At 71.9% G+C, this 25,709-nt stretch carries 24 protein-coding genes and 4 pseudogenes; 19 read left to right on the top strand and 9 right to left on the bottom strand.

Annotated features, from left to right (window positions below; translation table 11 throughout):
* Nucleotides 1-212: 212 nt before the first annotated feature.
* A pseudogene (locus ACY1JF_RS31345) lies at nucleotides 213-368 on the top strand (ribonuclease BN); the annotation flags it as partial.
* 56 nt (nucleotides 369-424) lie between these two features.
* The gene (locus ACY1JF_RS31350) at nucleotides 425-979 is read left to right on the top strand and encodes a phosphatase PAP2 family protein (RefSeq protein WP_462708665.1); all 555 of its coding nucleotides are present in this window, start codon (nucleotides 425-427) and stop codon (nucleotides 977-979) included.
* Here ACY1JF_RS31350 and ACY1JF_RS31355 read toward each other — a convergent pair.
* Nucleotides 971-1,096 (bottom strand): hypothetical protein, encoded by a 126-nt coding sequence (locus ACY1JF_RS31355; protein WP_462708666.1) that lies wholly within the window; start codon nucleotides 1,094-1,096, stop codon nucleotides 971-973. The genes ACY1JF_RS31350 and ACY1JF_RS31355 overlap by 9 nt on opposite strands.
* Before the next feature lie 262 nt (nucleotides 1,097-1,358).
* Between ACY1JF_RS31355 and ACY1JF_RS31360 the strand changes: the two genes are divergently transcribed.
* From ACY1JF_RS31360 to ACY1JF_RS31380, 5 genes and pseudogenes are all read left to right on the top strand, one after another.
* Nucleotides 1,359-1,730, top strand: coding sequence for a phage holin family protein (locus ACY1JF_RS31360; RefSeq protein ID WP_462708687.1), 372 nt, complete (start codon nucleotides 1,359-1,361; stop codon nucleotides 1,728-1,730).
* A complete protein-coding gene (locus ACY1JF_RS31365; protein WP_462708667.1) occupies nucleotides 1,727-2,209 on the top strand; it encodes a DUF3618 domain-containing protein in 483 nt (160 codons plus the stop codon). The genes ACY1JF_RS31360 and ACY1JF_RS31365 overlap by 4 nt, the downstream gene beginning before the upstream one ends.
* Before the next feature lie 5 nt (nucleotides 2,210-2,214).
* Nucleotides 2,215-2,481: pseudogene (locus ACY1JF_RS31370) on the top strand (DUF4235 domain-containing protein).
* Nucleotides 2,482-3,002: 521 nt separating this feature from the next.
* Nucleotides 3,003-3,389 (top strand): annotated as a pseudogene (locus tag ACY1JF_RS31375) (DDE-type integrase/transposase/recombinase); the annotation flags it as partial.
* A 62-nt stretch (nucleotides 3,390-3,451) separates the two neighbouring features.
* On the top strand, nucleotides 3,452-3,718 hold the full coding sequence (locus tag ACY1JF_RS31380; RefSeq protein WP_462708688.1) for a hypothetical protein: 267 nt from the start codon (nucleotides 3,452-3,454) through the stop codon (nucleotides 3,716-3,718).
* 77 nt (nucleotides 3,719-3,795) lie between these two features.
* Here ACY1JF_RS31380 and ACY1JF_RS31385 read toward each other — a convergent pair whose 3' ends face one another.
* Nucleotides 3,796-4,218 carry a secondary thiamine-phosphate synthase enzyme YjbQ gene (locus ACY1JF_RS31385; protein ID WP_462708668.1) on the bottom strand — a complete coding sequence of 141 codons (423 nt, stop codon included), beginning with the start codon at nucleotides 4,216-4,218 and terminating at the stop codon, nucleotides 3,796-3,798.
* 90 nt (nucleotides 4,219-4,308) lie between these two features.
* Between ACY1JF_RS31385 and ACY1JF_RS31390 the strand changes: the two genes are divergently transcribed.
* Entirely contained in the window at nucleotides 4,309-5,388 is a 1,080-nt protein-coding gene (locus ACY1JF_RS31390; RefSeq protein WP_462708669.1) for an NAD(P)-binding domain-containing protein, read from the top strand.
* A gap of 23 nt (nucleotides 5,389-5,411) precedes the next feature.
* On the opposite strand, the gene mltG is transcribed toward ACY1JF_RS31390, so the two are convergent.
* On the bottom strand, nucleotides 5,412-6,290 hold the full coding sequence (mltG, locus tag ACY1JF_RS31395) for an endolytic transglycosylase MltG (protein WP_462708670.1): 879 nt from the start codon (nucleotides 6,288-6,290) through the stop codon (nucleotides 5,412-5,414).
* 52 nt (nucleotides 6,291-6,342) lie between these two features.
* Nucleotides 6,343-8,145, bottom strand: coding sequence for an ABC transporter ATP-binding protein (locus ACY1JF_RS31400; protein WP_462708671.1), 1,803 nt, complete (start codon nucleotides 8,143-8,145; stop codon nucleotides 6,343-6,345).
* 456 nt (nucleotides 8,146-8,601) lie between these two features.
* Between ACY1JF_RS31400 and ACY1JF_RS31405 the strand changes: the two genes are divergently transcribed.
* From ACY1JF_RS31405 to ACY1JF_RS31425, 5 genes are all read left to right on the top strand, one after another.
* Nucleotides 8,602-9,066, top strand: coding sequence for a MarR family winged helix-turn-helix transcriptional regulator (locus ACY1JF_RS31405; RefSeq protein WP_462708672.1), 465 nt, complete (start codon nucleotides 8,602-8,604; stop codon nucleotides 9,064-9,066).
* Nucleotides 9,067-9,333: 267 nt separating this feature from the next.
* Entirely contained in the window at nucleotides 9,334-11,418 is a 2,085-nt protein-coding gene (locus tag ACY1JF_RS31410; protein ID WP_462708673.1) for an ABC transporter transmembrane domain-containing protein, read from the top strand.
* Nucleotides 11,415-13,196 carry an ABC transporter ATP-binding protein gene (locus ACY1JF_RS31415; protein WP_462708674.1) on the top strand — a complete coding sequence of 594 codons (1,782 nt, stop codon included), beginning with the start codon at nucleotides 11,415-11,417 and terminating at the stop codon, nucleotides 13,194-13,196. The genes ACY1JF_RS31410 and ACY1JF_RS31415 overlap by 4 nt, the downstream gene beginning before the upstream one ends.
* A gap of 264 nt (nucleotides 13,197-13,460) precedes the next feature.
* Complete coding sequence (locus ACY1JF_RS31420; RefSeq protein WP_462708675.1) at nucleotides 13,461-13,931, top strand: DUF5709 domain-containing protein; 471 nt, start codon at nucleotides 13,461-13,463, stop codon at nucleotides 13,929-13,931.
* Between the two features lie 60 nt (nucleotides 13,932-13,991).
* Nucleotides 13,992-14,264 (top strand): type B 50S ribosomal protein L31, encoded by a 273-nt coding sequence (locus tag ACY1JF_RS31425; RefSeq protein WP_462708676.1) that lies wholly within the window; start codon nucleotides 13,992-13,994, stop codon nucleotides 14,262-14,264.
* Between the two features lie 476 nt (nucleotides 14,265-14,740).
* On the opposite strand, the gene ACY1JF_RS31430 is transcribed toward ACY1JF_RS31425, so the two are convergent.
* Nucleotides 14,741-15,535 (bottom strand): metal-dependent hydrolase, encoded by a 795-nt coding sequence (locus ACY1JF_RS31430; RefSeq protein WP_462708677.1) that lies wholly within the window; start codon nucleotides 15,533-15,535, stop codon nucleotides 14,741-14,743.
* Between the two features lie 145 nt (nucleotides 15,536-15,680).
* Here ACY1JF_RS31430 and ACY1JF_RS31435 point away from each other — a divergent pair, with 145 nt between their 5' ends.
* Nucleotides 15,681-18,194 (top strand): DEAD/DEAH box helicase, encoded by a 2,514-nt coding sequence (locus ACY1JF_RS31435; RefSeq protein WP_462708678.1) that lies wholly within the window; start codon nucleotides 15,681-15,683, stop codon nucleotides 18,192-18,194.
* Nucleotides 18,195-18,213: 19 nt separating this feature from the next.
* Complete coding sequence (locus ACY1JF_RS31440) at nucleotides 18,214-19,089, top strand: acyl-CoA thioesterase (RefSeq protein ID WP_462708679.1); 876 nt, start codon at nucleotides 18,214-18,216, stop codon at nucleotides 19,087-19,089.
* Between the two features lie 17 nt (nucleotides 19,090-19,106).
* On the opposite strand, the gene ACY1JF_RS31445 is transcribed toward ACY1JF_RS31440, so the two are convergent.
* Both ACY1JF_RS31445 and ACY1JF_RS31450 read right to left on the bottom strand, forming a co-directional pair.
* Nucleotides 19,107-20,207 (bottom strand): DUF6397 family protein, encoded by a 1,101-nt coding sequence (locus tag ACY1JF_RS31445; RefSeq protein ID WP_462708680.1) that lies wholly within the window; start codon nucleotides 20,205-20,207, stop codon nucleotides 19,107-19,109.
* A gap of 137 nt (nucleotides 20,208-20,344) precedes the next feature.
* Nucleotides 20,345-20,758, bottom strand: a complete 414-nt coding sequence (locus tag ACY1JF_RS31450; RefSeq protein WP_462708681.1) for a roadblock/LC7 domain-containing protein — start codon at nucleotides 20,756-20,758, stop codon at nucleotides 20,345-20,347.
* Nucleotides 20,759-20,862: 104 nt separating this feature from the next.
* Here ACY1JF_RS31450 and ACY1JF_RS31455 point away from each other — a divergent pair.
* From ACY1JF_RS31455 to ACY1JF_RS31470, 4 genes and pseudogenes are all read left to right on the top strand, one after another.
* Nucleotides 20,863-21,289: pseudogene (locus tag ACY1JF_RS31455) on the top strand (pyridoxamine 5'-phosphate oxidase family protein).
* 419 nt (nucleotides 21,290-21,708) lie between these two features.
* Entirely contained in the window at nucleotides 21,709-22,308 is a 600-nt protein-coding gene (locus tag ACY1JF_RS31460) for a class I SAM-dependent methyltransferase (protein ID WP_462708682.1), read from the top strand.
* A gap of 211 nt (nucleotides 22,309-22,519) precedes the next feature.
* A complete protein-coding gene (locus ACY1JF_RS31465; RefSeq protein ID WP_462708683.1) occupies nucleotides 22,520-22,795 on the top strand; it encodes a hypothetical protein in 276 nt (91 codons plus the stop codon).
* Nucleotides 22,796-22,933: 138 nt separating this feature from the next.
* Nucleotides 22,934-23,854 (top strand): hypothetical protein, encoded by a 921-nt coding sequence (locus ACY1JF_RS31470; protein WP_462708684.1) that lies wholly within the window; start codon nucleotides 22,934-22,936, stop codon nucleotides 23,852-23,854.
* 138 nt (nucleotides 23,855-23,992) lie between these two features.
* On the opposite strand, the gene ACY1JF_RS31475 is transcribed toward ACY1JF_RS31470, so the two are convergent.
* The gene (locus ACY1JF_RS31475; RefSeq protein WP_462708685.1) at nucleotides 23,993-24,175 is read right to left on the bottom strand and encodes a hypothetical protein; all 183 of its coding nucleotides are present in this window, start codon (nucleotides 24,173-24,175) and stop codon (nucleotides 23,993-23,995) included.
* Between the two features lie 790 nt (nucleotides 24,176-24,965).
* Complete coding sequence (locus ACY1JF_RS31480) at nucleotides 24,966-25,232, bottom strand: hypothetical protein (protein ID WP_462708686.1); 267 nt, start codon at nucleotides 25,230-25,232, stop codon at nucleotides 24,966-24,968.
* Nucleotides 25,233-25,709: the final 477 nt, after the last annotated feature.

Genomic DNA, 25,709 nt, shown 5'->3' on the forward strand with positions numbered 1-25,709 from the left:
GAGCTACCAAGAGGCCCTTCTTCCATGCGCCTGCACCGGTCAGCTCACCCGAACCAGGACCCCGTTCGAACCCGATCGACTCCACGAGCGGATAGAGAACGGCCAGTCAGCCGCCTTGACCCGAACGGGACTCGAACTCTTGCAGTCCTGAAGCCTTCGCGGGAGCTGGACCTGACCTTGGCGGCGGGTGACAAGCGGGTTCTGCTGGAGGTCACCTGGCCATCCTGCTGGACCTGGAGTTCGGCGCCGAGACCGTGCGCCAGTGGGCCGTCGCGGGCGGCCATCCGGCCGAGGCCGAGCCGTACACCCAGCCCCTCGACACCCGGAAGCGGGACGAGGAGGACCGGCGTCGCCTGGACGCCGTGTGACCAGCCACCCCGATGATCTTGGGTGTAAGTCGGTGACCTCCGGATAATTACCTCTCATGAGGCTTCTGAAGGGGTTGTGTGACGCTGATCGGTCGCTGACCAAACAGGCGGCCTCCCACATCCCGTCCGGTTTCGGCAAAGTGCTCTCAGCGGTGGAGGAGACCGCGGAGAGCACGAAGTTGTGGTGTGGCGCCGCCGCCGCGATGGCGTGGCTGGGCGGGTGGCGCGGCCGTAAGGCGGCGGTGGCCGGACTGGGCGCTGTGGTGATGGCACAGATGATCTCGAACGGCCTGTGCAAGCAGCTGGCCGGCCGGCCCCGGCCACCTAAGGAGTGGTTCCCCCACGACGAGGTCGATGACCGCCCCGACTCCTCCTCCTTCCCCTCCGGACACACCGCCGCCGCAGTGGCCTTCACCACCGCCGTCGCACCCACGTGGCCAACCGTCGGTGCTGCGTGCGCGGTACCGGCCGCCATGGTGGCGCTCGAGCGGGTGCAAAGCGGTGCCCACTACCCCAGCGACGTTGCCGCCGGCGCCGCCATCGGCCTGGCCAGCGCCTGGCTCGCCCGCCACACCCCACACCTGATCCTGCGCCACCACTTCTCAAGCTGAGGGGCGCGGCCGCATCTCCACGATCAGCAGACCGGATATCCGAAAGCGGGTCAGCAGGCCGAACAAGTCCGCCTCGTCGATGACGTCGCCGTAGAACACCGTCTGGTTGCCGAGCACCACCGGGCCCGACAGACGTCACCCGCAACGGGTGGGCCGCCGTTTCTGAGGCTTGGCAACTCTTCGCCGAGACTGCGATCGGGCCCCGCTGCACACCCTGAACTCGCCTGCTCCGGGTACTCGCCCGCTCATCGGATGGTCGGGCCCATGAGACAGCCCGGCCTGCAGAAACTCATTGAGACGGGAGGTGACCATCGTGTCGAGCACGCAGCCGCACCATGCCGGATCCGACCACAGCACGGACCGCTTGGGCCAGGAGCCGGTGGGCGAGCTGGTGCAGTGGGCTTCGCAGCAGCTGACCGAGCTGGTGCGCGGCGAGATGCGCCTGGCGCAGGCGGAGATGAAGGAGAAGGGCAAGCGCTACGGCAAGGGCGGTGGCCTGCTCGGCGGCGCCGGAGTCATCGGTTTCCTGATGGCGCAGACGCTGGTCGCCACCGCGATCGCGGCGCTGGCAGAGGCGATGCCGGTGTGGGCGGCTGGGCTGATCGTCACAGCGGTGCTGGGTGTGATCGCCGCGGTGACGGCCATGAGTAGAAAGAAGCAGGTCGACCAGGCCGCGCCGCCCACGCCCGGACAAACGGTCGAAAACGTGAAGGCCGGCGTGGCCGAGATCAAGGAGAGCGCACACCGATGACCCAGCCGCCTCACGACGAATCCACCGCCTCCAGCCCCGAGGAACTGCGCGAGCAGGTCGAGCAGACCCGCGAAGAGCTCGGGAAAACGGTCGAGGCGCTCGCAGCGAAGACCGACATCAAGGCGCGCGCCCAGGACAAGACCTCCGAGGTCAAGGAACAGGCTGCAGCGAAGGCCGGCGAGCTGAAGGAAAAGGCCGCCCTCAAGACCGGGGAACTGAAGGCAAAGGCCACTGACCTGGCCCACCAGGCGCAGGACCGGCTGCCCGACCCGGTCAAGGACAAGGCCGCCCAGGCCGCCGGGCAGGCCCGGGCCAAGGTCGCCCAGGCCGGCCAGCTGTGGCAGGACAAGGCGCCCGAGCCGGTGCGGGAGAAGACCGCCCAAGGGGCGCAGCTGGCGCGGGACAACCGCAACCTGCTGCTGGGAGCCGCGGGTGTGGCCATCGTGCTGTGGCTCGCCTGCCGCCGCCGGAAGGGGTGAACCGGGTGAAGGAATCGAAGATCGCCTACAAGCCGGTCGGTCCGGCCCTCGGCGCCGTCAGCGGCATGGCAGCGGGAGCGCTGTTCACGTAGACGTGGAAGATGCTCGGCCACGACGAGGACGCCCCGGAAGCAACCGACGAAGAACGTTCCTGGCGCGAGGTGCTGCTCGCCGCCACAGTGCAAGGCGCGATCTTCACCGGGGTCAAGGCGGCCGTCGACCGCGTTGGCGCGACCGCCCCCCGCCGACCGACCGGGACCTGGCCCGGCTGACGCGGACAAGGAGGTGGGAGGGCCGGCACGACACGGATGCCGGCCCTCCCGCTCCCCGACCAGTACCCGTACGAAGGACCCTCACAGCATGTCAGATCAGCACGCGGCCGCCGCGCTGACAGCCGCAGCAGTCATCGCGACGATCCTGGTCGCCCGGGCAGCGGTCCGCCACGGTGGCCGAGGGCACACCGCCCGCGCTGTCCGCCCGCCGCGCCGCCACACTGCATCCGGCGCTGACGAGGCCGGAACCACACCATCTGCAGCCACGCTCTCAGACGCCGCCGGCTCTCTTGCCGTGCGAGAGGCTGAACAGCACGTCCACCACTGCTGGCAGCAGCTCCAAGCACACGCCGACCCGCCGCCCGAGTGATCCACCAGTGGCTGCCACCGGTGACGACCAGGCGCCAGCGTCGGTGGACCGAGTGCGGCATGCACTGCGCCAACACGGTCCACCGCGTCTACACGCCCTGGTGGCCCGCGCGCTGAACTCACCGACGCAGACACACGGCGCAGTGGCACGCATGCGGCTCCTCTCCCTTGCTGGTCAGCGAGCTCCCTACGGCGAACTGCACGGAGACAAGGGCTACGACTACCGCTCGCTGACCCGGCCGGATCTGGAGGCGAGGCCGGCCCGGGACCTGATCGGCCGCGACTTCCACGCCGGGCGTTTCGGGATCAAGCTGGTCGGCGACATCACCTGTCTCCCGACGGCCGAGGGCCGGCTCCACCTCGCCTGCTGGCTGGACCTGGCCACCCGCGAGGTCGTCGGCTATGCCATGGCCGACCACCATCGCGCCGAGCTCGTCGTCGACGCCCTCGACATGGCCTACGGCCGAGGCGGGCTGGAGCCCGGATGTGTGATCCACAGCGATCGCGGCAGCGCGTACACATCGGCGCAATTCAGGATCGGATACAGGAGTTGGGGCTGCGACAGAGCTGCGGACGCAGCGGATCATGTTTCGACAACGTCGTGGCGGAAGGTTTCCGGGCCCTGCTCGAGGAAGAGATCGGAGCCCGGACCTGGCCCGACCGGGCCACCGCCCGCGCGGAGGTCTTCACCTTCATCGAGACCTTCTACGACCGCCGCCGCCTGCGCAGGCACAAGATTTTCGGCTACCTCACCCCGTCCGAGACCAGGCAGCGGCATCAACACACCCCGGTGGCGAGGCCGGTCCTCGCGCACGGTGGGCTCCGGTTTGCCGGTAGCAGTGTCCTGACGAGAAGAACCGCTGGGTGAAGCCGCTGTGACCGCCCCAGAGAGCGTCTCGTCTGGTGCGGCCGGATGCCGCCCCTACAGTGACGCCAGGCGCAGCGCTATCCGAGGAACGACAACCGCACCGTGCGGTTGTGATTCGAGACGTTCGTGTCGACCAGGCACACGGACTGCCAGGTCCCCAGTTCCAGCCGTCCTGCGATCACCGGCAGGGTCGCGTGCGGGGGTACGAGGGCGGGGACGACGTGGTCGCGGCCGTGGCCGGGGGTGCCGTGGCGGTGTTGCCAGCGGTCGTCGGCGGGGAGGAGGGTGTGCAGGGCGGAGAGGAGGTCGTCGTCGCTGCCCGCGCCCGTCTCGATGACGGCGATCCCCGCCGTGGCGTGCGGGACGAAGACGTTGAGGAGACCGTCGCGGCCGGCCGCGGCCTCGCGCAGGAAGCCCTCGCAGTCGCCGGTGATGTCGACGACCCTCTCCGAGGAGCCGGTGGTGAAGTTCAGGGTCCGGGTGGTGAACGCTTCTGCCATGGGTCCCATCCTGACGTACGCGGCCAATTCCGGCGGCGGGGAGGGTCCGTCGGCGGGAAGACGCGGTCCGGCCGCGCTGTTGGCAGTGCCGTGAACCGTGTACGCGAGACCGAGGTCGTCGTCATCGGCGCCGGACAGGCCGGACTGTCCGCCGCCTACCACCTGCGCCGCACCGGGTTCGCACCGGAGCGCGACTTCGTGGTGCTGGACCACTCCCCCGGCCCGGGCGGGGCCTGGCAGTTCCGCTGGCCGACGCTGACGTACGGCAAGGTGCACGGGATGCACTCGCTGCCGGGCATGGAGCTGACCGGCGCCGATCCCGAGCGGCCGTCCGCCGAGGTCGTCGCGGAGTACTTCGCGGCGTACGAGCGTGAGTTCGATCTGCGGGTACGGCGGCCCGTCGATGTCGGCGCGGTGCGCGAGGGGCCGGACGGGCGGCTGCTCGTCGGGGCGTCGGAGGGGGACTGGTCGGCGCGCGCGCTGATCAACGCGACCGGCACCTGGGACCGGCCCTTCTGGCCGCGCTACCCGGGGCAGGAGACGTTCCGGGGACGGCAGTCGCACACGGCGGGGTACACCGGTCCGCAGGAGTTCACCGGGCAGCGGGTGATCGTGGTGGGCGGGGGCGCATCAGGCACCCAGCACCTGCTGGAGATCGCCCCGTACGCGGCTGCCACCACGTGGGTGACCCGGCGTCCGCCCGTGTTCCGGGAGGGGCCCTTCGACGAGGACGCCGGGCGGGCGGCCGTCGCGCTCGTGGAGGAACGGGTGCGGCAGGGGCTGCCGCCGAAGAGTGTCGTCTCCGTGACCGGACTGCCGCTGAACGACGCGGTACGGGCCGGCCTCGACTCGGGCGTGCTGGACCGGCAGCCCATGTTCGACCGGATCACGCCCGACGGGGTGGTGTGGACGGACGGGCGGCGGGTGTCCGCCGATGCCATCCTGTGGGCGACCGGCTTCCGGCCCGCCGTGGACCACCTGGCGCCGATGCGGCTGCGGGAGCCGGGCGGCGGCATACGCGTCGAGGGCACGCGCGCGGTCGCCGACCCCCGGATCCACCTCGTCGGCTACGGGCCCTCGGCCAGCACCGTCGGCGCCAACCGGGCCGGACGCGCGGCCGTGCGGGACATCAGGCGGCTGCTGGCCGGGGAGGGACACCTGGCCGCGTGACACCCCGTCGGGCCGCCCCGGCCTCACGCCTTGGCGGGGACGGTCTCGGATGAGGAGTTCCCGGGGGAGGCTTCGCGCCGGTTCTTGTCGGACTCGGCGACGTTGCGCTGGTGCTCCTCGTGATCGGCGGTGAACCGCGTGTCGCCGGGCTTGACCGTGACGAAGTACAGCCAGTCCCCCGGCGCCGGATCGATCGCGGCGCGCATCGCGGCGCTTCCGGGGTTGGCGATGGGCGTCGGCGGCAGCCCCATGCGCTGGTACGAGTTGTAGGGGCTGTCGATCTTCGTGTCGTCCTCGGTGACGTCCAGGGCGGAGCGGTTCAGCGCGTAGTTCAGGGTGGAGTCCATCTGGAGCGGCATGCCGCGCTCCAGGCGGTTGAAGACGACCCGGGCGACCTTGCGCATGTCGGCCTCGGTGGCGGCCTCGGACTGCACGATGCTCGCGATGGTCACCGCCTGGTACACGTTCATGGCGTTGCGCTCGGCGCCCGCCGCGACCGGAGCGCCGTTGAATTCGCGGTTCGCCGCGTCCACCATCGCCCTCAGCAGCTTCTCGGGGGTGGTCTTGTCGTCCAGCGGGTACGTCGCCGGGAAGAGGTAGCCCTCGGGGTTGCCCTCCGCGTCGGCGGGGAGCTTCAGGCGGGCCTTGCCCAGGGACTTCCCGGTGGTCCCGGCCGGCAGGGCGAGGGCCTTGTCGACGGCCTCGTACACCTGGGAGGCGCGTCGGCCCTCGGGGATCACCAGGGACCTGGGCCGGGCGGCTCCCTCTTCGCCCAGCGTCAGCAGCGGCACCGCCACAGCGGTGCCGACGACGACGGCTCCCGTCGCGACCAGGGCGATCCGGCCCCGGCGCGTCAGTCGAATCGTGCTCCTCGTGCTCCATGACGGAGTGTTCGTCTGCATGCGGGCACGGTAACCCTCAGAGCATCACAAAGCGGACAGTCTGGGCATATTTTCATCTTGTCGGTACCTGTCGTGCGTCCCGGCGGACGAGAGCCGCGTACCGGCCGTTCCGCTCCAGCAGCTCCTCGTGCGTGCCCCGCTCGGCCAACCGCCCGGCATCGAGGACGGCGATCTGGCCGGCGTCCCGGACGGTCGACAGGCGGTGCGCGATGGTGATCGTGGTGCGGTCGGCGGACAAGGCGTCCACCGCTTGCTGGACGGCGGCCTCGGTGCGCGTGTCCAGGGCGCTGGTCGCCTCGTCGAGGATGAGCACGGGCGGGTCGCGCAGAATCGTGCGGGCGATGGCCAGACGCTGTTTCTCGCCGCCGGAGAAGCGGTGTCCGCGCTCCCCCACGACGGTGTCGTAACCGTCGGGCAGCGCGGCGATGTGGTCGTGGATCTGCGCGGCCTTCGCCGCCTCGGCCAGTTCCTCGTCGGTCGCGTCCGGCTTGGCGAAGCGCAGGTTGTCGGCGACCGAGGCGTGGAAGAGGTACGTCTCCTGCGAGACGACGCCGACCGCGCGGGCCAGGGTGTCGAAGTCGAGGTCACGCACGTCGACCCCGTCGAGGGTGACCCGCCCGCCCGTGACGTCGTAGAGCCGCGGCACCAGGTAGCCGAGGGTGGACTTGCCGGCGCCGGTCGGGCCGACCACCGCGAGGCTGCCGCCGGCGGGGACGGTGATGTCGATTCCGTCGAGGACCGGGCCGCCCTGGCCGTCGTAGCGGAACTCGACGTTCTCGAAGCGGACCTCGCCCTTGATCTGGTCGAGGTGGACGGGGTTCTCGCGCTCGGTTATGTCGACGGGCAGGTCCAGGTACTCGAAGATGCGCTGGAACAGGGCGAGCGAGGTCTGGATCTGGACGCCGGTCGACAGCAGGCTGACCGCCGGACGGAACAGACCCTGCTGGAGCGTGACGAAGGCGACGATCGTGCCGATGGAGACGTCCGGGCCGCCGAGCTTCAGAGCCATGCCCGCCGCCCAGTAGATGACGGCGGGCAACGCGGCCATGACGATGGTGATGACGGCCATGCGCCAGCGGCCCGCCATGTTCGACCGCACTTCCAGGCCGACCAGCCGTTCGGACTCGTCGGCGAAGGAGCGGGTGAGCGAGTCGGAACGGCCCATGGTGCGGCCCAGCAGGATGCCGCTGACCGAGAGGGACTCGGTGACCGTGGCGGCCATCGCTGCCATCTGCTTCTGACGCTGGGTGGTGATCTTCTTTCGCTCGTTGCCGACCCTGCGGCTGATCCAGACGAAGACGGGGAGGAGCAGCAGAGAGACGACGGTCAGACGCCAGTCCAGGGCGAGCATCGCGACGACGGTGGCGACGACGCTGGTGGCGTTGGAGACCAGGGACGTGGCGGTGGAGGTCACGGTGGCCTGCATGCCGCCGATGTCGTTGGCGATGCGCGACTGGACCTCGCCGGTGCGGGTGCGGGTGAAGAAGGCGAGCGACATGCGCTGGAGGCGACCGTAGACGGCGGTGCGCAGGTCGTGCATGACGCGCTGGCCGACGGTCGTGGAGATCAGCGTCTGGAGCACGCCGAAGACGCTGGTGAGGACAGCGCCGAGGATCATGCCCAGGGCCAGCAGGCTCAGCAGGCCGGTGCGCCCCTCGGGGATGGCGACGTCCAGGATCTCCCTGAGCAGGAAGGGGGTGGTGACCGAGACCAGCGACGCGGCGCCGACGAGTGCGCCGACGACCGCGAGGCGGCCCCGGTAGGGGCGGAAGAGTCTCAGGATGCGGCGCACCTGCCGGGGTTGTTCCCGCGCGTCGGCGGGTGGGGTCCAGGAGAGGCCGTGGTCGGGTTTCATGGGCTCCTTTCGGAGGTCGTCCGGACCGTCGTCGTCCGGACGGAGGTCGCCCGGACGGAGGTCGTCCTGCTCCCGGGCTGGCGGGGTGCGAGCGGCCGCGGAGGTGCGGCGCCCGCTGCCCGGGCACCGGTCGACGGTCCCGTACGGCCTCCGGCGGCCGTACGGACCGTCGGCGGCCCGCCGTGCCGCCGACGACCGGTCACCGGCGTCGGCGGGTCGGCCGCGGCGATGGCCGGTCGACCCGCGCTGGCCGGCCGGCGGCGGGACGCCGACCTCGGACGGCGAGGTGCCACGACCGGTGCGCCGGACGGCGCACGACCGCTACGTGGCCGCACGCCGTCCGGCACACGCTCGGTGCCCAGTCGATGCGCTGGGGCGGCGTCCGGCCAGACCTCACGGATCATAGCTCATTGTTACCTACACTCACAATGAACGGTGCCCTGATATTGTTCCCGCATGACCGCTCCCGACCCCGACGGTGTCCTTGCCGAGCAGTTGCTGCGGCTCACCCGCCGGGTGCACCGCATCCAGAAGCGGCATCTGGAGCGAGGCGACCTCGGTGTCACCCCCGCCCAGGCCCGGCTGCTGCGCACCCTCGCGCACTACGGTTCGCCGCCCCGGATGACCGACCTGGCCGAGCGTCTGGAGGTCGTCCCCCGAGCGGTGACGACACTCGTCGACGGGCTGGAGTCCGCCGGGATGGTGCGCCGGGCGCCGGATCAGGCCAATCGGCGGGTGATCCGCATCGAACTGACGGACAGCGGGCGCACGGCGCTGAGCGAACTGCGCCGCGCGCGCCGCGCGGCGGCGGAGGAGATCCTGGCCCCGTTGACCGTCGAGCAGCGCGCGGCGCTCGGCGGACTGCTGGACACGCTGATCGACAGAACCGCCGTGGTGCGCCCGGGCACCGAGGCCGGCTGACGCCGTCGTCCGCGGTGGTCCGCCCGGTCCACCGCCCGCTCCTCGACGCCACGGCACCGCCATGACCAGCGGCTTCGCCAGCTCCGAGCCGCCCGGCCCGCACTGCGCCCGGGCTTTGCGGAGCACTCGGGACGGTCCCAGCCGGATCCCTGCGCCGGTGCGGAAAACCGCTTGATTTCCACCACGCAGCGACGCGAACCTGTCACGGTTTGTTGCCCTCCCGGCGCCGCACCGAGCGGCCCGCCTGAAACGAGCCACTGGGACCTCATGCAGATCCAAGACCTTCCGTTCCCCGACCCGGGCGTGCCTGACGCGCGTTCGGGCCCTCGATTCCTGTGGTGGCTCTTCCGCAACCAGCTGGGCGGACAGCTCAAATCGCTGGCCTGGGGACTGCTGCACTTCGCCTCCGTCTCCGCGCTGCCTTTCTGTGTCGGTCTCGCCGTCCAGGCCGTCGTCGACCGGTCCGGCGGCCGGCTCGCCCTGGCCGGGGCCCTGCTGGCCGTGTGCTGCGCCGGCAACGCGCTCGGCGACACCTTCCTGCACCGCGCCGCCATCACCAACTGGATCACCGCGGCCGCCCGCGTGCAGCAACTGCTGGCCCGCAAGGCCGCCGTGCTGGGCTCGGCGCTGACCCGGCGGGTCGCGGCCGGCGAGGTCGTGGCCGTCTCCACCGGCGACGTCGAGAAGATCGGCTGGTTCGTCGAGGCGGTGTCCCGTTTCACCGCGGCGGCGCTGACCATCATGCTGGTCTGCGTCGGCCTGCTCCTCTACCAGCCGTCCCTCGGCGTCGTCGTCATCATCGGCCTGCCGGTTCTGGCGCTGGCCGTACTGCCGCTGCTGCCCCGTGCCACACGACGCGCCGACGTCCAGCGGGAGAAGGCGGGCCGGGCCACCGAACTGGCCTCGGACACCGTGGCCGGACTGCGCGTGCTGCGCGGCATCGGCGGTGAGCAGCTCTTCCTCGACCGCTACCGCCGCGCCTCCCAGGAGGTCCGCCACGCGGCCGTGCGCAGCGCCCGCATGTGGTCCCTGATCTCCGCGATCCAGGTGCTGCTGCCGGGGCTGCTGCTCATCGCGGTGGTCTGGCACGGCGTGCACCTGGCCCGGGACGGCCGGATAGGCGTCGGCGAGCTGGTCACCGTCTACAGCTCGGTCATGATCCTCACCTACCCTCTCCGGCACTTCGAGGAGATCGCCATGGCGTACTCCTTCTCCCGGCCCTCGGCCCGACGGGCCGCTCGGGTGCTGTCGCTGGAACGGGCCACGGACATGAGGGGGTCCCGCACGAGCGGATCCGGCACGAGCGGATCCGCTCGTGCCGGATCCGGGGCGAACGGCACCAGCACGGACAGGTCCGGCACGGGCGGATCCGGATCCGGGACGGACAGTCCGGGAATGGACAGATCCGGGACGGACGGATCCGGAGCAGACAGCGTGGGAACGGACGGATCCGGAACGGACGGATCGGAAAGGAGCCGATCCAGCGCAGTCGGTGCTCTTCCGTCCGGCGATCTGTACGACCCGGAGACCGGTCTGCTGGCCCCGGCGGGCCTGCTGACCGCCGTGGTGTGCGGTGACCCCGACGCCGCAGGCAGGCTGGCCGAACGGCTGGGCGGCCATCCCTCGGAGCAGGGCACACCGGTCTCGCTGGGCGGGGTGGCGCTGGACGAACTTCCCCTGGACTCCGCGCGCACGGCCGTGCTGGTCCAGGACAAGGACCCGGTGTTGCTGTCCGGGACGCTGCGCGACCTGCTCGACGTGCCCGCCTCCGGTGCCGTCGGCGCCGCGCAGGCGCTGGCCGCCGCACAGTGCGAGGACGTACTGGCGGCTCTCGTACAGGGGTCGGTGGACGTCGAGGACCCGATGGACGCCCGCATCACCGAGCGCGGCCGTTCGCTCTCCGGGGGCCAGCGCCAGCGGCTCGCCCTGGCCCGGTCGCTGGTGACCGACCCCGAGGTCCTCGTCCTGGACGAGCCCACCTCCGCCGTGGACTCGCACACCGAGGCGCGCATCGCGGAGGGCGTGCGGGGCCTGCGGCAGGGCCGCACCACCGTCGTGTTCACCTCCTCACCGCTGCTGCTGGACCGCGCCGAGCGAGTCGTGTTCCTGCACGAGGGCAAGGCCGCGGCCGTCGGCACCCACCACGACCTCGTGCGCGACGACACCCGGTACCGGGCCGTGGTGACACGCGAGACCGAGGAAGAGGCCGGCGCCCACCGGGAAGAGCACACCGGCCTGGGCGTGCCAGCCGGTGACGGCCCAGGCCGTGCTCCCAGTGGCGACGCCCTCGGGAACGGTCGCCTGGACGATGACGTACTGCACCGCCTGGAAGAGATCGAGGAGACGGCATGATCGGCGTGGCGCCACCGTCGTACGACCCCGCGGCCCCCACCACGGCGAGCACCCTGCCCGTCGGCGACGCCGCGACCGTGCGCGGCTACGTGACGGAGCTGCTGCGCCGGCACCGCCGCGCGTTCGTACTGCTCATCACCGTCAACACCGTCGCCGTCGTCTCCTCCATGGCCGGTCCCTACCTGCTCGGCGGACTCGTGGAGCGGGTGTCCGGCGGTGCGCGCGAGCTGCACCTGGGCATCACCGCCACGCTGTTCGTGGTCGCACTGGTCCTCCAGGCCGCCTTCGTGCGCCAGGTTCGGCTGCGCGGCGCCGTACTCGGCGAGCGCATGCTGGCCGACCTGCGCGAGGACTTCCTCGTGCGCTCGGTCGGGCTGCCGCCGGGAGTGCTCGAACGGGCCGGCACGGGTGACCTGCTGTCCCGGATCACGACCGACATCGACCGGCTCGGCAACGCCATGCGGGAGGCCGTGCCCCAGCTGGCGATCGGCGCGGTGTGGGTGGTGCTGCTGCTGGGCGGTCTGGTGGTCACGGCACCGCCGCTGGCCCCGGCCGTGCTGCTCGCGGTGCCCCTGCTGGTCGTCGGCTGTCGCTGGTACTTCCGGCGGGCTCCCTCCGCGTACCGTTCGGAGGCCGCCGGGTACGCCGCCGTGGCCGCCGCGCTCGCCGAGACCGTGGACGCCGGGCGCACCGTGGAGGCCCACCGCCTGGGCGCCCGCCGCGTCGGTCTGTCGGACCGCCGGATCAGGGAGTGGACGGCCTGGGAGCGGTACACCCTCTGGCTGCGGTCCGTGCTTTTCCCGGTCATCAATGTCACTCATGTGACGGTCCTCGCCTCGGTTCTCATGATCGGCGGCGTATTCGTGCTCCAGGGCTGGATCGGGGTCGGCCAGCTGACGACGGCGGCTCTGATCGCGCAGATGCTCGTCGATCCGGTGGGCCTGATCCTGCGCTGGTACGACGAGCTCCAGGTGGCCCAGGTGTCGCTGGCCCGGCTGGTCGGTGTGCGGGAGATCGAACCCGAGAGCGATGACACCGCGTCGGCCCCAAAGGGACGTGACCTGCGCGCCGACCAGGTGCGCTTCGGCTACCTGGAGGGCGTGGACGTCCTGCGCAAGGTCTCCCTGGAGGTCGCCCCCGGCACCCGGATGGCGTTGGTGGGCCCCTCCGGCGCGGGCAAATCCACCCTCGGCAGGCTGCTCGCCGGTATCTACGCCCCCCGCGAAGGCCGGATCACCCTGGGCGGCGCCGAACTGTCGCGCATGTCCGCCGAACGGGTCCGGTCGCACGTCGCCCTCGTCAACCAGGAGCACCACGTCTTCGTGGGTTCCCTGCGTGACAACCTGCGGCTGGCCCGCGGTGGTGCCACCGACGCCGAACTGTGGGCCGCCCTGGGCGCGGTCGACGCGGACGGCTGGGCCCGCGCGCTCGACGAGGGGCTGGACACCGAGGTCGGCTCCGGCGGCTTCGCGCTCACTCCGGCGCAGGCGCAGCAGACAGCGCTGGCCCGCCTGGTGCTGGCCGACCCGCACACCCTGGTTCTGGACGAGGCGACGTCGCTGCTCGACCCCCGGGCGGCCCGGCACCTGGAGCGGTCCCTGGCCCGGGTCCTGGAAGGCCGTACCGTCGTCGCGATCGCCCACCGGCTGCACACAGCCCACGACGCGGATGTCATCGCCGTGGTCGAGAACGGCCGGATCAGCGAGCTGGGCAGTCATGACGACCTGGTCGCCGCGGACGGGGCGTACGCGGCGCTGTGGCGCTCGTGGCACGGCTGACCCGGACGGCCCCCCACCGGCGGCGTGGGTGACGGGCGTCTTGGAGGGCGCGGCCGGGGGCCGGCGGAGAGCGGCGGGTCCCCGGCCCGGGTCCGTGCCGTTGCGCGGTCCCGAGAGGGGGTGGAAATCTGGGAGAGGGCACCGGCGCGGGGAACGCCCGGAGACCTCGCGACGCGTCGACCGGCGACGCCCTGCCCCCGTGCGGCGGCGCCCCGCCGGGCCCCGCGGTGAGAGCGGACCGGGCCCCACCCTCTGGAGGTATCCGTGAACAGCGCCGACGGATGGGGGGACGACGTCTACCAGCCCGACGGTTCCGAGCAGAGGGAGGACACCGGGCTGCTCGACGCGGAGGACACCCTGGAGTACGGCGGTGCCGATGACCCCTTCGACCCTGGCTGGTCCCCGCCGGAGCGGCCCTGGGCCGTGGAGCACGACGGTGTGACCGCGGCCGAACGCCGTCATGGCGAGAGCCTGGACCAGCGGCTTTCCGAGGAGATTCCGGACACCGCGGCCCTGGACGGGGACGGTCTCGGCGACTGCGAGGACACCGACGGCGAATTGTTGGACCACGAGGTCGGCGCGGCCCGTTCCGGCCGGCTCGTGGCTCCCGACGAGGGAGCCCACGAGGACGAGGAGGCCGCCCTGGTCGCCATGGACGTGGGCATCGACGGCGCGGCCGCGTCCGCCGAGGAGGCCGCGATGCACGTCGTCGAAGAGGACGCCCTGCCCCACTGAACCCACTGTTCCCCCGGCGTCGCCGCGCTGCGCGCCGCCCCCGCCGCACAAGGAGCGCCCATGCAGCAGGACAAGCACCCCGACTACCGTCCCGTCGTCTTCCGGGACCGCGCAGCCGGTTACGCCTTCCTCACCCGGTCCACCGCGACCAGCGACCGGACCATCGAGTGGGACGACGGCCAGAGCTACCCGGTCGTCGACGTGGAGATCTCCTCGGAGAGCCACCCGTTCTACACGGGTCAGGCCCGGACGGTCGACACCGAGGGACGCATCGCCCGTTTCGAGCGGCGCTACGGCGGTGGCGGGACGGGCGCCGAAGGCCGGCCCGCCTGAGGGGCCGCCGCGTGCTCCGCCGTTCGACGCGTCGAGACGGGCGGTCACGGACACGGACACGACGGCATCGGAAGCCCGACGGCACCGGGTCCGGTGGCATCGGGCCCGGCTGGCGCTCGCCCTACGGTTCGGTGGACCGGGGCGGCACGTCGATCGACGTCGATCGACAGCGACGCGTCCCCGCCCGTCCGGCAGCCCGGAGCGGGACGCCGGGCGAGACCGAGCGCAACCGGCACGCCCCCTCCGACCCGGCAGCCCCGGCAGCCCCGGCAGCCCCGACCAGGACGCCGGGCGAGAGCGGGCGCGACCGGCGTACCCCCATCGGCATCTGCCCGACGACTCCGGCCAGGGCGTCGGAGCGCGCCGGACCCAGCCGGCGCGCTCCCGCCGACCCGACAGCCCCGAGCAGGACGTCGGACGGGGACGGAGGCGGTCAGGAGTCGCCGCCGCGCGCTTCGGCGGACCGAGACCGCGGATCAGATGACGTTGAGCGCGGCCGCGCAGCCCACCCCGCCGAGCAGCATGAACGCCGGCATCAGCACCTTCAGCTCGACCCAGCTGCCCGCACGGAACCGCAGTGCCCTGGGCGGACCGATCGGGTACCAGCGCTTGCGGCCCACCGGTACGGGCCAGAGTATCGGGCAACCCGACACGGTCAGCGCGTCCCCGATGTCGTGCACCAGCGCTCCCAGCACGATGGGAAGCCCCAGCCACAGGTACTCCTGTCCCGGCGCCGTGAACAGCCAGTGCGACCCGTTGCCCGGTTCGTCCAGGACACCCGCGATGATCCAGGCGCTGGTCGCGGCCAGCAGCCAGACCAGGACGTCGCTGCTGGAGCCGCGGGCCGCCCGCCACAGCAGGCCCTCGATGGCCAGCACCATGTGGACGAAGAGGATCGCGAGCACGCCCCAGCGGTCCCCGGTGATCGCCACCACCGAGGAGCCCGCCCCGATCAGGACCGCCCACAGCCAGGTGTGGGTGAGCGTGCGGTGACCGCCGGAGCGGCGCGGGTCGCCCTGCTTCTTGGTGGCCTTGTAGACGGCGTAGGAGAGCTTGTCGACGATTTCGCACAGACCCCGGGACACCGGTCCGAAGGCCCGCGAGATGGTCGCGGCCTTGTGGTCGAGGTCCGGGGCGAGCGCGGCGCCCGCGCAGATCAGGGCTCCGGTCAGCAGGACCGGCCAGGGCATCGGGTGCCCCGCCGCGGCGGTCGCCGCCCCTACACCGAGCCAGGCCGCGGCGCCCGACAGTGAGTGTGCTGGTCCCATCATCGCCGTTGACCGCCCCATTCCTCGTGTGCCGCTGTCCAGTTGGCCAGGACCTCCGACATGCCGTCGGCGCCCCAGGGTAACCTTCATGATCTTCGGTCCCGCATCCGATTCCCGCATCGGGGTCCGGGCCAGGCAAGATGGTGGCGTGACCCTCATCGATCGCCTGCCGCCGACCGCCGACCCCGACGCCCTTTACGAAGCCTTCGAGTCGTGGGCCCAGGAGCGCGGTCTCACGCTCTACCCCCACCAGGAGGAGGCGCTGATCGAGGTGGTCTCCGGGGCGAACGTGATCGTCTCGACGCCCACCGGCTCCGGCAAGAGCATGATCGCGGCGGGCGCGCACTTCGCCGCCCTCGCCCGGGACGAGGTCACCTTCTACACCGCGCCGATCAAGGCGCTGGTCTCGGAGAAGTTCTTCGAGCTGTGCAAGCTCTTCGGCACCGAGAACGTCGGCATGCTCACCGGCGACGCCTCCGTGAACGCCGACGCCCCCGTGATCTGCTGCACCGCCGAGGTGCTGGCGTCGATCGCGCTGCGCGACGGCGAGCACGCGGACATCGGCCAGGTCGTCATGGACGAGTTCCACTTCTACGCGGAACCGGACCGCGGCTGGGCCTGGCAGATCCCGCTGTTGGAACTGCCGCAGGCCCAGTTCGTCCTGATGTCCGCCACGCTCGGCGACGTCTCCTTCTTCGAGAAGGACCTCACCCGGCGCACCGGCCGTTCGACGTCGGTGGTCCGGTCGGCGACCCGCCCGGTGCCCCTGTCCTACGAGTTCCGCTACACCCCGCTCACCGAGACCCTCACCGACCTGCTGACCGCCAAGCAGGCCCCCGTCTACATCGTGCACTTCACGCAGGCGCAGGCCGTGGAGCGGGCGCAGGCGCTGATGAGCATCAACATGTGCACCCGCGAGGAGAAGGACAGGATCGCCGACCTGATCGGCAACTTCCGCTTCACCACCAAGTTCGGGCGCAATCTCTCCCGGTACGTGCGGCACGGCATCGGCGTGCACCACGCCGGCATGCTGCCGAAGTACCGGCGTCTGGTGGAGAAACTCGCCCAGGCCGGGCTGCTGAAGGTGATCTGCGGGACGGACACGCTCGGCGTCGGCGTCAACGTGCCCATCCGGACCGTGCTGTTCACCGCTCTGACCAAGTACGACGGCAGCCGGGTGCGGACGCTGCGCGCCCGGGAGTTCCACCAGATCGCGGGACGGGCCGGACGCGCGGGCTTCGACACGGCGGGGTTCGTGGTCGCGCAGGCACCCGAGCACGTCGTCGAGAACGAGAAGGCCCTGGCCAAGGCGGGTGACGACCCCAAGAAGCGCCGCAAGGTGGTCCGCAAGAAGGCTCCCGAGGGCTTCGTCGGCTGGAGCGAGCAGACCTTCGACAAGCTCATCGCCTCCGAGCCCGAGCCGCTGACGTCCCGTTTCCGGGTGACGCACACGATGCTGCTGTCGGTGATCGCCCGGCCCGGCAACGCCTTCGAGGCGATGCGCCGTCTGCTGGAGGACAACCACGAGCCGCGCAAGCAGCAGTTGCGGCACATCCGGCGGGCCATCGCCATCTACCGCTCGCTGCTGGACGGCGGCATCGTCGAGAAGCTGGACACCCCGGACGCCGAGGGCCGCATCGTCCGCCTCACGGTCGACCTCCAGCAGGACTTCGCCCTCAACCAGCCGCTGTCCACATTCGCCCTGGCCGCGTTCGAACTGCTCGATCCCGAGTCGCCGTCGTACGCGCTGGACATGGTGTCGGTGGTGGAGTCCACGCTGGACGATCCCCGGCAGATCCTCGCCGCCCAGCAGAACAAGGCACGCGGTGAGGCCGTCGCCGCGATGAAGGCGGACGGGGTCGAGTACGAGGAGCGCATGGAGCGCCTCCAGGAGATCACGTACCCGAAGCCTCTCGAGGAGCTGCTCTTCCACGCGTACAACACCTATCGCAGGAGTCATCCCTGGGTCGGGGACCACCCGCTGTCGCCGAAGTCGGTGATCCGGGACATGTACGAGCGGGCGATGTCCTTCACCGAGCTGACCTCCCACTACGAGCTGGCGCGGACGGAGGGCATCGTGCTGCGCTACCTCGCGGGCGCCTACAAGGCCCTGGACCACACCGTTCCCGACGACCTGAAGTCCGACGACCTCCAGGACCTGATCGAGTGGCTCGGCGAGATGGTGCGCCAGGTCGACTCCAGCCTGCTCGACGAGTGGGAACAGCTCGCCAACCCCGCGGAGATGACCGCCGAGGAGGCCCAGGAGAAGGCGGACCAGGTCCGGCCGGTCACCACCAACGCGCGTGCCTTCCGCGTCCTCGTCCGCAACGCCCTGTTCCGGCGGGTGGAGCTGGCCGCCCTCGACCAGGTCGAGGAACTGGGCGAGATGGACGGCGACGCCGGGTGGGACGCCGACGCCTGGGGCCAGGCCATGGACAAGTACTGGGACGAGTACGACGACCTCGGCACCGGTCCCGACGCCCGCGGTCCGAAGCTGCTGGTGATCCAGGAGGAGCCGCAGGACCGGCTGTGGCGCGTCCGGCAGATCTTCGACGACCCGAACGGCGACCACGACTGGGGGATCAGCGCGGAGGTCGACCTCGTGGCCTCCGACGCGGAGGGCCGGGCGGTCATCCGCGTCACCGACGTCGGCCAGTTGTGAACACAGGAGAACATCACCCATGACGCCCACGCCCAATCCGGCCGAGAGCCTTGTCGACCTGCTCGACCTGGAGCAGATCGAGGTCAACATCTTCCGCGGTCGCAGCCCGCAGGAATCCCTGCAACGGGTTTTCGGCGGCCAGGTGGCCGGCCAGGCCCTGGTCGCCGCGGGACGCACCACCGAGGGCGACCGCCCGGTGCACTCGCTGCACGCGTACTTCCTGCGGCCGGGCCGGCCGGGCGTACCGATTGTGTACCAGGTCGAACGGGTCCGGGACGGGCGGTCGTTCACGACCCGCCGGGTCACAGCTGTGCAGCAGGGGCGTACGATCTTCAATCTCACCGCCTCTTTTCACAAGCCTGAGCAGGGGAATTTCGAGCATCAGCTGCCGCCGGCCCGCGAGGTGCCGGACCCGGAGTCGCTGCCGACGGTGACCGACGAGGTACGGGAGCATCTGGGTGCGCTGCCCGAGCAGTTGGAGCGGATGGCGCGACGGCAGCCCTTCGACATCCGTTACGTCGACCGGCTCCGCTGGAAGACCGAGGACATCCAGGACGCCGAGCCGCGCAGTGCCGTGTGGATGCGAGCGGTCGGACCGCTCGGTGACGACCCGCTCGTGCACACCTGCGCGCTGACCTACGCCAGCGACATGACCCTGCTGGACGCCGTGCGCATCCCGGTGGAGCCGTTGTGGGGGCCGCGGGGCTTCGACATGGCCTCCCTGGACCATGCCATGTGGTTCCACCGTCCCTTCCGCGCGGACGAGTGGTTCCTGTACGACCAGGAGTCCCCGATCGCCACGGGCGGGCGCGGGCTGGCCCGCGGCCGGATCTACGACATCGAGGGCCGTCTGCTGGTGTCCGTCGTCCAGGAGGGTCTGTTCCGGGCCCTGTAGTCCGTCCGGCAGCGGACTCAGCGAGGTGGCCGGGTGGGCCGGTTGCCTTTGCGACGCAGGCGGCCCAACAGGCCCCGGGAGCGTGCTGGTGCGTGCGCCCGGTGCTGCGCCACCGACGGCGGGCAGGTGTCGTTCGACGCGGCGGCGCTCAGCTCGATGGCGCCCGGGGCGGTGGTGCTCACAGTGGTGGTGCTCGGCGTGGTGATGTACTGAGCAGCGATGCCCGCCGCGGTGGAGGAGCGTGCCGCCGGGGACGGACGGTGGTGTCCGGCCGTCCTCGGGGCTCGGTGAGCTGCCGGGCTGGTCGTGGGTCTGGGGGCCGGTCGGTGTTCTCGCGCGGTGCCGGCCAGGTGGGCCAGTTCCGCGCGGAGCCAGTGGATCTCGTCCGGGTCGGTCGCCGTCGTGATCTCCTCGGCGAGCCTGGCGGTGGGCGAGTCGCGGGTGCCGTGGATCACGGTAGCCGGGCGGAACCGCTGGAGGTGGGAGCGCTCGTGCGGATCCCGCACGACGGCCATGATCTCGACCGGGTCGAGCAGCGACGCCACGGCCGCGGCCCGGGCCCACGGATCGTCGGTCCGGCGGAGCTGGAACCCCAGATGCCGGCGGCGCCAGTTGCGCGCGCGCCGGTCCTGGCCGTCCTTCAGCCGCTCCCGCAACCGCTCGGGGGCAATGCCGGTCAGCAGACCGGCATTGCCCTCGCCGGCCGCGAACTGTCGTAGTTCGTCGGCGAGGTACAGCCAGACGACGGCCCCGTAGCGGTTGACGTAGACCTGCACGGGTACCAGCAGCCCCAGTCGGGCGAGGCGGGTGAACCGGGACTTGGTCACCTTCATGAGGGCAGCGCCCTCTGCCGTCCCCACGGTCCGCACCGCCTCCCGCAGGGATTCGGGGAAGCCCTCCCGCTCACGGACCCTCTCGATCTCGGCCCAGGTGACACGAGGTCCCCCGCCCCCTTCATCGGGCACGACACGGATCCGGCCGAGGCCCACCGCGATGTCGAACTCACTGCGCTTGAGGCCGAGTTCCCGCGCCGCCCGCCTGGCCGTGAGCCTGTCGCCCCGCGTGGCGGAGCGGTCGGTGGCGGATGTCACCTGTGGCCTGAGGGTGTTTCCGGACATGCTCGTCTCCCCCGTGGAGTGTGCGCGGACCGCGCCCTGTGCGCCCGTCCGGAAAAACCGTAGCCGTCCGCCCGGCTGTCCGCCGGGGGCTGTGGAAAACTCCGCCGAAGGCCCCAGAGGAATAGGGAATCCGCAGGTCAGGACTCCGCGGTAGAGGTGCGATCGGGGTACCGGGCGTCGATGTGGAGGTGCTCGCCGACCCGGTTCACCAATAAGGTCATCTCATAAGCGATCTGGCCGATGTCTGCCTCCGCACCGCTCAGTACGCACAGGCAACTGCCGGAGCCGGCCGCGGTGACGAACAGGACCGCGTCGTCGAACTCGATCATCGTCTGCCGCACCCGTCCGGCGCCGAAGTGGCGGCCCGACCCCTTCGCCAGGCTGTGCAGTCCGGAGGAGACGGCGGCGAGGTGCTCCGCGTCCTCGCGCCGCAGACCGGTACTGGCGCCTGTGACCAGGCCGTCGTTGGACAGCAGCATCGCGTGCCGCACATGTTCGACGCGCTCGGTCAGATCGTCCAGCATCCAGCCGAGCTTCTGGTTCTGCGCCATGATCCGTCGCCCCCTGTGCTCCCCGTGCGTCGTCTCCCCCTGGCCGTGGGGGTCTGATCCTCAGCCTTCCCCACGGTGGGGTTCCGGGCAAGCAGGAGGGGACCATGGCGCGGAAGATGACCGGCGAGGAGCGGCGGGCATGCGTCTCGTACGGCATCCGTGCCGTGAAACCGTGCGCCGTCCGGGCGGACGGCAGTCCGCACGTGGCGCGGCCCGGTTCCTGCTCGACGGGGACGAGAGCGTGTTCCACACCGACGAGGGGACCGTCGGGGGCCGCGGTCCGTTCCGGGGCGGCCGGTCGCCCTGTGCGTGGACGACGGCCGGCCCCCGTTCGACCATGTCGTGCTCCGGGGCCGCACCCGGATCTCGGAGGAGCCGGACCAACCGCGGGGCCGGGCGGCCCGCGCCGTGCCCGGTACACGGGCGGGAAGCTTGCCGAGGAGTCCGACGCCTGTGCCGGTACCCCCCGGTGAACCGCCGGCCCGGGTGACCGCGGGCCCGGTCTCGGCGCCGAAGACCGTGGCGGACTGACCCTGGTCCGGGCCGGAGGCCGGGTGGTGGCCGCGGTCAGCCCACCGGACCCAGTCGGGCGTCGGGCGGTATGCGTCCGCCCGGCTGCTCGACGGGCCGGCCCAGTGTCTCTCTTCCCGAGGCGCGCTCGCGCGCGTCGCACAGCACGACGGACGCGCCCCGGTCGAGGTCGGGGGCGTGCGTGGTGTCCTGGGCGCTGTGCCGGCGGGCGCCCGGAAAGCAGTCGGCGGCGACCGCGAACGGAAGGCGCCGGTGCTCGAAGAAGCCGACAGCCGAGGAGCCGTCCGCCAGTCGCCCGGCGTCCCGGACTCCGTTCCGGAAACCGCCGGAATGTTCCCCAGGGACACACCGGACGACCTTGCCGTGCCCACATGTGCGCACCGCGACGCTGTCCCCGGTCGTACGGGATCATGCGGAGCATGAGCGACGACCACGCACACGTCCAGGAGTTCTTCACCGCCCGCGCCGCCGGCTGGGACAGCCGTTTCCCCGACGACGGTCCCGCCTACGCCTCGGCGGTCGCCGAGCTGGGCCTGCGCCACGGGAACCGTGTGCTCGACGCGGGGTGCGGCACCGGTCGTGCCCTGGCGCCGCTGCGCGCGGCCGTGGGCGCCTCGGGGGTGGTGCTCGGGGCCGATCTCACCCCGGCCATGCTGCAAGCAGCCCGGCGGGCCGGCCGGGACCGGGAGGGGCGGTTGCTGCTGACCGACGTCGCCAGACTGCCGCTGAGGTCACGGTCGCTCGACGCCGTGTTCGCCGCGGGGCTCATCGCCCACCTGCCCGATCCGGGTGAGAACCTGCGCGAGTTGGCGCGCGTGGTACGACCGGACGGTGTACTCGCCCTGTTCCATCCGGTCGGCCGGGCGGTGCTGGCCGCCCGTCAGGGCCGTCGGCTCACTCCGGAGGATCTGCGCGCGGAGCCCAACCTCCGCGCGCTGCTGGCCGCCGCGGGCTGGCGCATGACGTCGTACGTCGACGAGGACGCCCGCTTCCTCGCCCTGGCCGTCCGCCGGAGCTGACCACGGCCCCGGCACCGCCGCTTCCCCCGCACCGCGGACGGGCGGCGCCCAGAGTGCCCGTGTCCGCCCCCTTCTGCCGGGACAGCGGCATCTCTACGTTGAGTACCGGTACGTACGCGCGGTTCCACGTCGGGTACCGGAGCGTACGCACGGTCGGTCATGGCGGCGGCACAGGGGGACGGTGGTCAACTTGTTCGGCAGGGCGCGCAAGATGGGGAGCAGACTGCTCGGTGCGCTGAGCGCGGCCGGGAAAACGGAACACGACAGTCGTGGGCACAACCTCTTCGAGGCGGCCGCCGCTTACGTGTCGGCGCGCGTGGAGGACGATCAGGAGCTGATGGACGAGGCGGCGGGCTGGGTGTCGCCGGAGGCGTTGTCGTTCGGGGTGAACGAGCTGGCGTGCCGGGCCGTCGTCGCGCTCGCGCGTGAGCGCGACGAGCCGCCGCGGACAGTGGCCCGTGCCCTGCTCGGGCTGCCTGCTTCCTGACGGGACACCCGCTCCCGGTGGTCGTTCTCGGCCCGCCCACTGGGGAAGTCGCAGCCCGGACATGTCGGGGAGTCGTGACAAGCGGTTTCCGGTCGCACTAGGGTGCGCGCCGTCGGTCGATCCGATGGGGAGGCTGGAATGACCGTGACGGGCGAGGACGCCGTCGCCGCCGAGGACGACGCGCTCCATGTGCTCACGGCGGTGCTGCTGACTCCGGGGAAGTTCCCGGGCGTGCTGGGCGACGACTGTCCGGAGGCCTGCTCGGCGCTCGGTCTCCCTCCGTCGGCGGACGGCTACGGGCTGGTGCTCGGCCAGGACGGTTCCGGGGCTCGGTGGACGGTGGTGATCGACGACGTCTCCTTGGTCGCGGTGGCCATAGCCTCCTGGGACTGCGGCATGGAACACGAGCTGTCGCCGGACGAGCGCACCGTCGTGACGGCGCTGCCCGGCTGGCCCCTCGCGGTCGCCGTCGCGGCTCCGGGCGTGCCCGCGCCGCACGACCCCGCGCCCGAGGTGGACGACCGGCCTCCACTGTCGCCTCCCGACACGACCGTCTGGGGACCTGCCCAGCGGCGTCTGGGAGCCGACGAGATCGCTCTGCGGTGGGCGCAGTGGCGGGAACAGGTGGACGACTCCGGGGTCACGGCCGCGGAGGACGGTACCGGTGCTGCCGAGGGTCTGGACGACCGGGCGGGGGGACTGGGAGCAGGAGGTGGAGACGTGGCCGGGGGCGAGGGCGGCTCCAGGAGTCCTGTCCGGGGAAGTCCGCCCGGCACGAGGGCCACGCAGGGGCGCGGCGGTGTCCGGCGGGTGCTCGCGGAAGCCCGTGCGTACGTCGACACACCGCCGCCGCTCGGCCGGGTCCGGTCGGCGTACGCGGCGGGTGACGCCCGCACCCTGCGTGCCGATGGTCCGGGCTGGTCACTCGTGGCGCGGACCGACGACATCGCCTTCGTGCTGCTCGACGAGGAGCCCGGCCAAGTCCTGCCGGTGGGCCGGGGACCGCGGTTGCCGGGCCTGCTGAAGGCCCTCGACGAGATGGCCGTGCGTCCCGGCTGAGCCGCGGCCGGGTCGCCCGGGGTGACCGGACCTCCCCGCTCCTCGAAGCGTCCGGTCCTCGGAGTGTCCGGTCCTCGGAGTGTCCGGTCCTCGGAGTGTCCGGCTGTTCGGTGCCTGCGGTTCCTCGGTGTCAGCGCGTCAACGGCCGAGTTCCTTGCGGCTGACACGGCGCAGTCGGCGCCGCTGGGACGGGTCCAGCGCGAGGTACGCTGCGGCCGGGACTCCCAGGACTATCAGGAGGGCGGCCCACCAGGGCAGCCAGATCCACAGGATGAGCCCGGCCGCCACACCCCCTGCGGCGATCTTGGCGTTCTTCGACATGATCTCGCCTCCTCCGCGGCCAGTACCGCTCTCTGTTCTGAGAACGGGCCCGCGCCCACCGCGGTTCCGATCGCGACCCTGAGCCGTCCCTGAGACCGGACCCTGACTCCTCCCTGAGAGCCGTCGCCACACCAGGGGAGCCCGAGGACTCCGTCCCGTCCAGCCTCCGCCTGCCTGCCGCCCCCTCGCGCCGTGTCCCACGTCGCGGTCGAGCGCACCCGGTCGGCGGTGCGTTCCCGCACCGTCGGCGACGCCGTCACCAGTCAGAATCGAGGGGCGAGTCATCGCCGAACAGCCGACTCCCCCGGTCCCTCCACCGGTGATCCCTCGACCGGCCGGCTGCTGCGCCGTCTTCCTGCCGGGTGAGCCTGCCCGTACCGGTGACGTCGCCTTCCGGCGGCCGGACGGCGCCCCGCCTCCGGACATCGCCGTGGGGCCGCCGTGAACCTGGAGGTGAACGGCCTTTGCCGCGCGCCCGGTACAACTGGTGGGCGGTCGTCGGGGCCCTCCGGTTCCGCTTGGGCACCGACGGCCGTGGGTGGCCCTACCGCGAGGAGGACGGTCGTTGGGTATCCGCGGGCGCAGTGGCGAGGGATCCCGCGACCACGCCGGTCCCGTGGCGTCCGCGGCCGGGAACGGCCCCTGATTGCGCGCTCTCCCCCACCGGCCGCCCAGCCCGTCCGCATGCCCGTCTGGCGGGTTCGGTGGTGTGCCACCGCTGATCGCACCCGGGCACATGATCAGCGGTCCCGGCTCCGTCCGGCGTCCGTCCTCTGGAGGCGCTGGTCGGTCACGGCGCCGTCCGCGCGGCCGGGGACGGGATCAGGGACTCGAGGTCGCTGGGCAGTTCGTCGGGGAAACCGGACGGCAAGGACGGCAGCTCGCTGGGGAGGCGGCTCGGCAATTCGGACGGCAAGGACGGCAGCTCACTGGGCAGGCGGCTCGGCAGATCGGTCGGCAGTTCGGTCGGGACACCGAAGGAGCGCGAGGGGGTGGCGGTCACGCTGCTCCCGGCGGGCGGGTGCTCGTCCGGCGAGTCGTCGCTTCCGGAAGCCATGAGCACGATCGCGACCACGGCGCCGGCCGCCACGACGAGGGCGAGCAGCAGAACCGGTGTGTTCCGTCGCCGTCCTGGATCGCGTCCGCCTCCGCCCCCGTGCCCCGGTCCGGAATCCTCGGCGGGCGGACCGAAGCCGCCTCCCGGCGGTGGGGCGCCCGGTGGTCCGGGCGGCCGTGGCGGTGGTGCGGGCGGCATGGCCATACCGTCCAGGATCCCGTCCGGCCGGGTGGCACGCGACCCTTGTACGGAAGTCGGTGGGCCCCTGCGCGAAAGCCGGTACGGCACAACAGCGGCACGAACGGCCGGCCCGCACCACCAGCCTCTGCCGCACCGCCGGGACGACACACACGGTGTCGTCCCGCTACGCGCGCGTCCTCAGTTCCGGGCGCCGAGGAGGTGGTCCATGGCGAGCTGGTCGAGGTGTTCGAAGGCCATGCCGCGGGCGGCGGCGGCCTCGGCGTCGAAGGTCTCGTA

Source organism: Streptomyces sp. SYSU D01066-1, assembly GCF_054956795.1.

Excerpts from the sequence above, each read along its gene's own strand:
- ACY1JF_RS31400 (WP_462708671.1), bottom strand. The coding sequence starts at position 8,145 with ATGAAACCCGACCACGGCCTCTCCTGGACCCCACCCGCCGACGCGCGG.
- ACY1JF_RS31450 (WP_462708681.1), bottom strand. The coding sequence starts at position 20,758 with ATGGCGCAGAACCAGAAGCTCGGCTGGATGCTGGACGATCTGACCGAG.
- mltG (WP_462708670.1), bottom strand. The coding sequence starts at position 6,290 with ATGCAGACGAACACTCCGTCATGGAGCACGAGGAGCACGATTCGACTG.
- ACY1JF_RS31460 (WP_462708682.1), top strand. The coding sequence starts at position 21,709 with ATGAGCGACGACCACGCACACGTCCAGGAGTTCTTCACCGCCCGCGCC.
- ACY1JF_RS31480 (WP_462708686.1), bottom strand. The coding sequence starts at position 25,232 with ATGGCTTCCGGAAGCGACGACTCGCCGGACGAGCACCCGCCCGCCGGG.
- ACY1JF_RS31475 (WP_462708685.1), bottom strand. The coding sequence starts at position 24,175 with ATGTCGAAGAACGCCAAGATCGCCGCAGGGGGTGTGGCGGCCGGGCTC.
- ACY1JF_RS31410 (WP_462708673.1), top strand. The coding sequence starts at position 9,334 with ATGCAGATCCAAGACCTTCCGTTCCCCGACCCGGGCGTGCCTGACGCG.
- ACY1JF_RS31385 (WP_462708668.1), bottom strand. The coding sequence starts at position 4,218 with ATGGCAGAAGCGTTCACCACCCGGACCCTGAACTTCACCACCGGCTCC.
- ACY1JF_RS31445 (WP_462708680.1), bottom strand. The coding sequence starts at position 20,207 with ATGTCCGGAAACACCCTCAGGCCACAGGTGACATCCGCCACCGACCGC.
- ACY1JF_RS31430 (WP_462708677.1), bottom strand. The coding sequence starts at position 15,535 with ATGATGGGACCAGCACACTCACTGTCGGGCGCCGCGGCCTGGCTCGGT.
- ACY1JF_RS31350 (WP_462708665.1), top strand. The coding sequence starts at position 425 with ATGAGGCTTCTGAAGGGGTTGTGTGACGCTGATCGGTCGCTGACCAAA.
- ACY1JF_RS31440 (WP_462708679.1), top strand. The coding sequence starts at position 18,214 with ATGACGCCCACGCCCAATCCGGCCGAGAGCCTTGTCGACCTGCTCGAC.
- ACY1JF_RS31465 (WP_462708683.1), top strand. The coding sequence starts at position 22,520 with ATGGGGAGCAGACTGCTCGGTGCGCTGAGCGCGGCCGGGAAAACGGAA.
- ACY1JF_RS31405 (WP_462708672.1), top strand. The coding sequence starts at position 8,602 with ATGACCGCTCCCGACCCCGACGGTGTCCTTGCCGAGCAGTTGCTGCGG.
- ACY1JF_RS31365 (WP_462708667.1), top strand. The coding sequence starts at position 1,727 with ATGACCCAGCCGCCTCACGACGAATCCACCGCCTCCAGCCCCGAGGAA.
- ACY1JF_RS31470 (WP_462708684.1), top strand. The coding sequence starts at position 22,934 with ATGACCGTGACGGGCGAGGACGCCGTCGCCGCCGAGGACGACGCGCTC.
- ACY1JF_RS31415 (WP_462708674.1), top strand. The coding sequence starts at position 11,415 with ATGATCGGCGTGGCGCCACCGTCGTACGACCCCGCGGCCCCCACCACG.
- ACY1JF_RS31425 (WP_462708676.1), top strand. The coding sequence starts at position 13,992 with ATGCAGCAGGACAAGCACCCCGACTACCGTCCCGTCGTCTTCCGGGAC.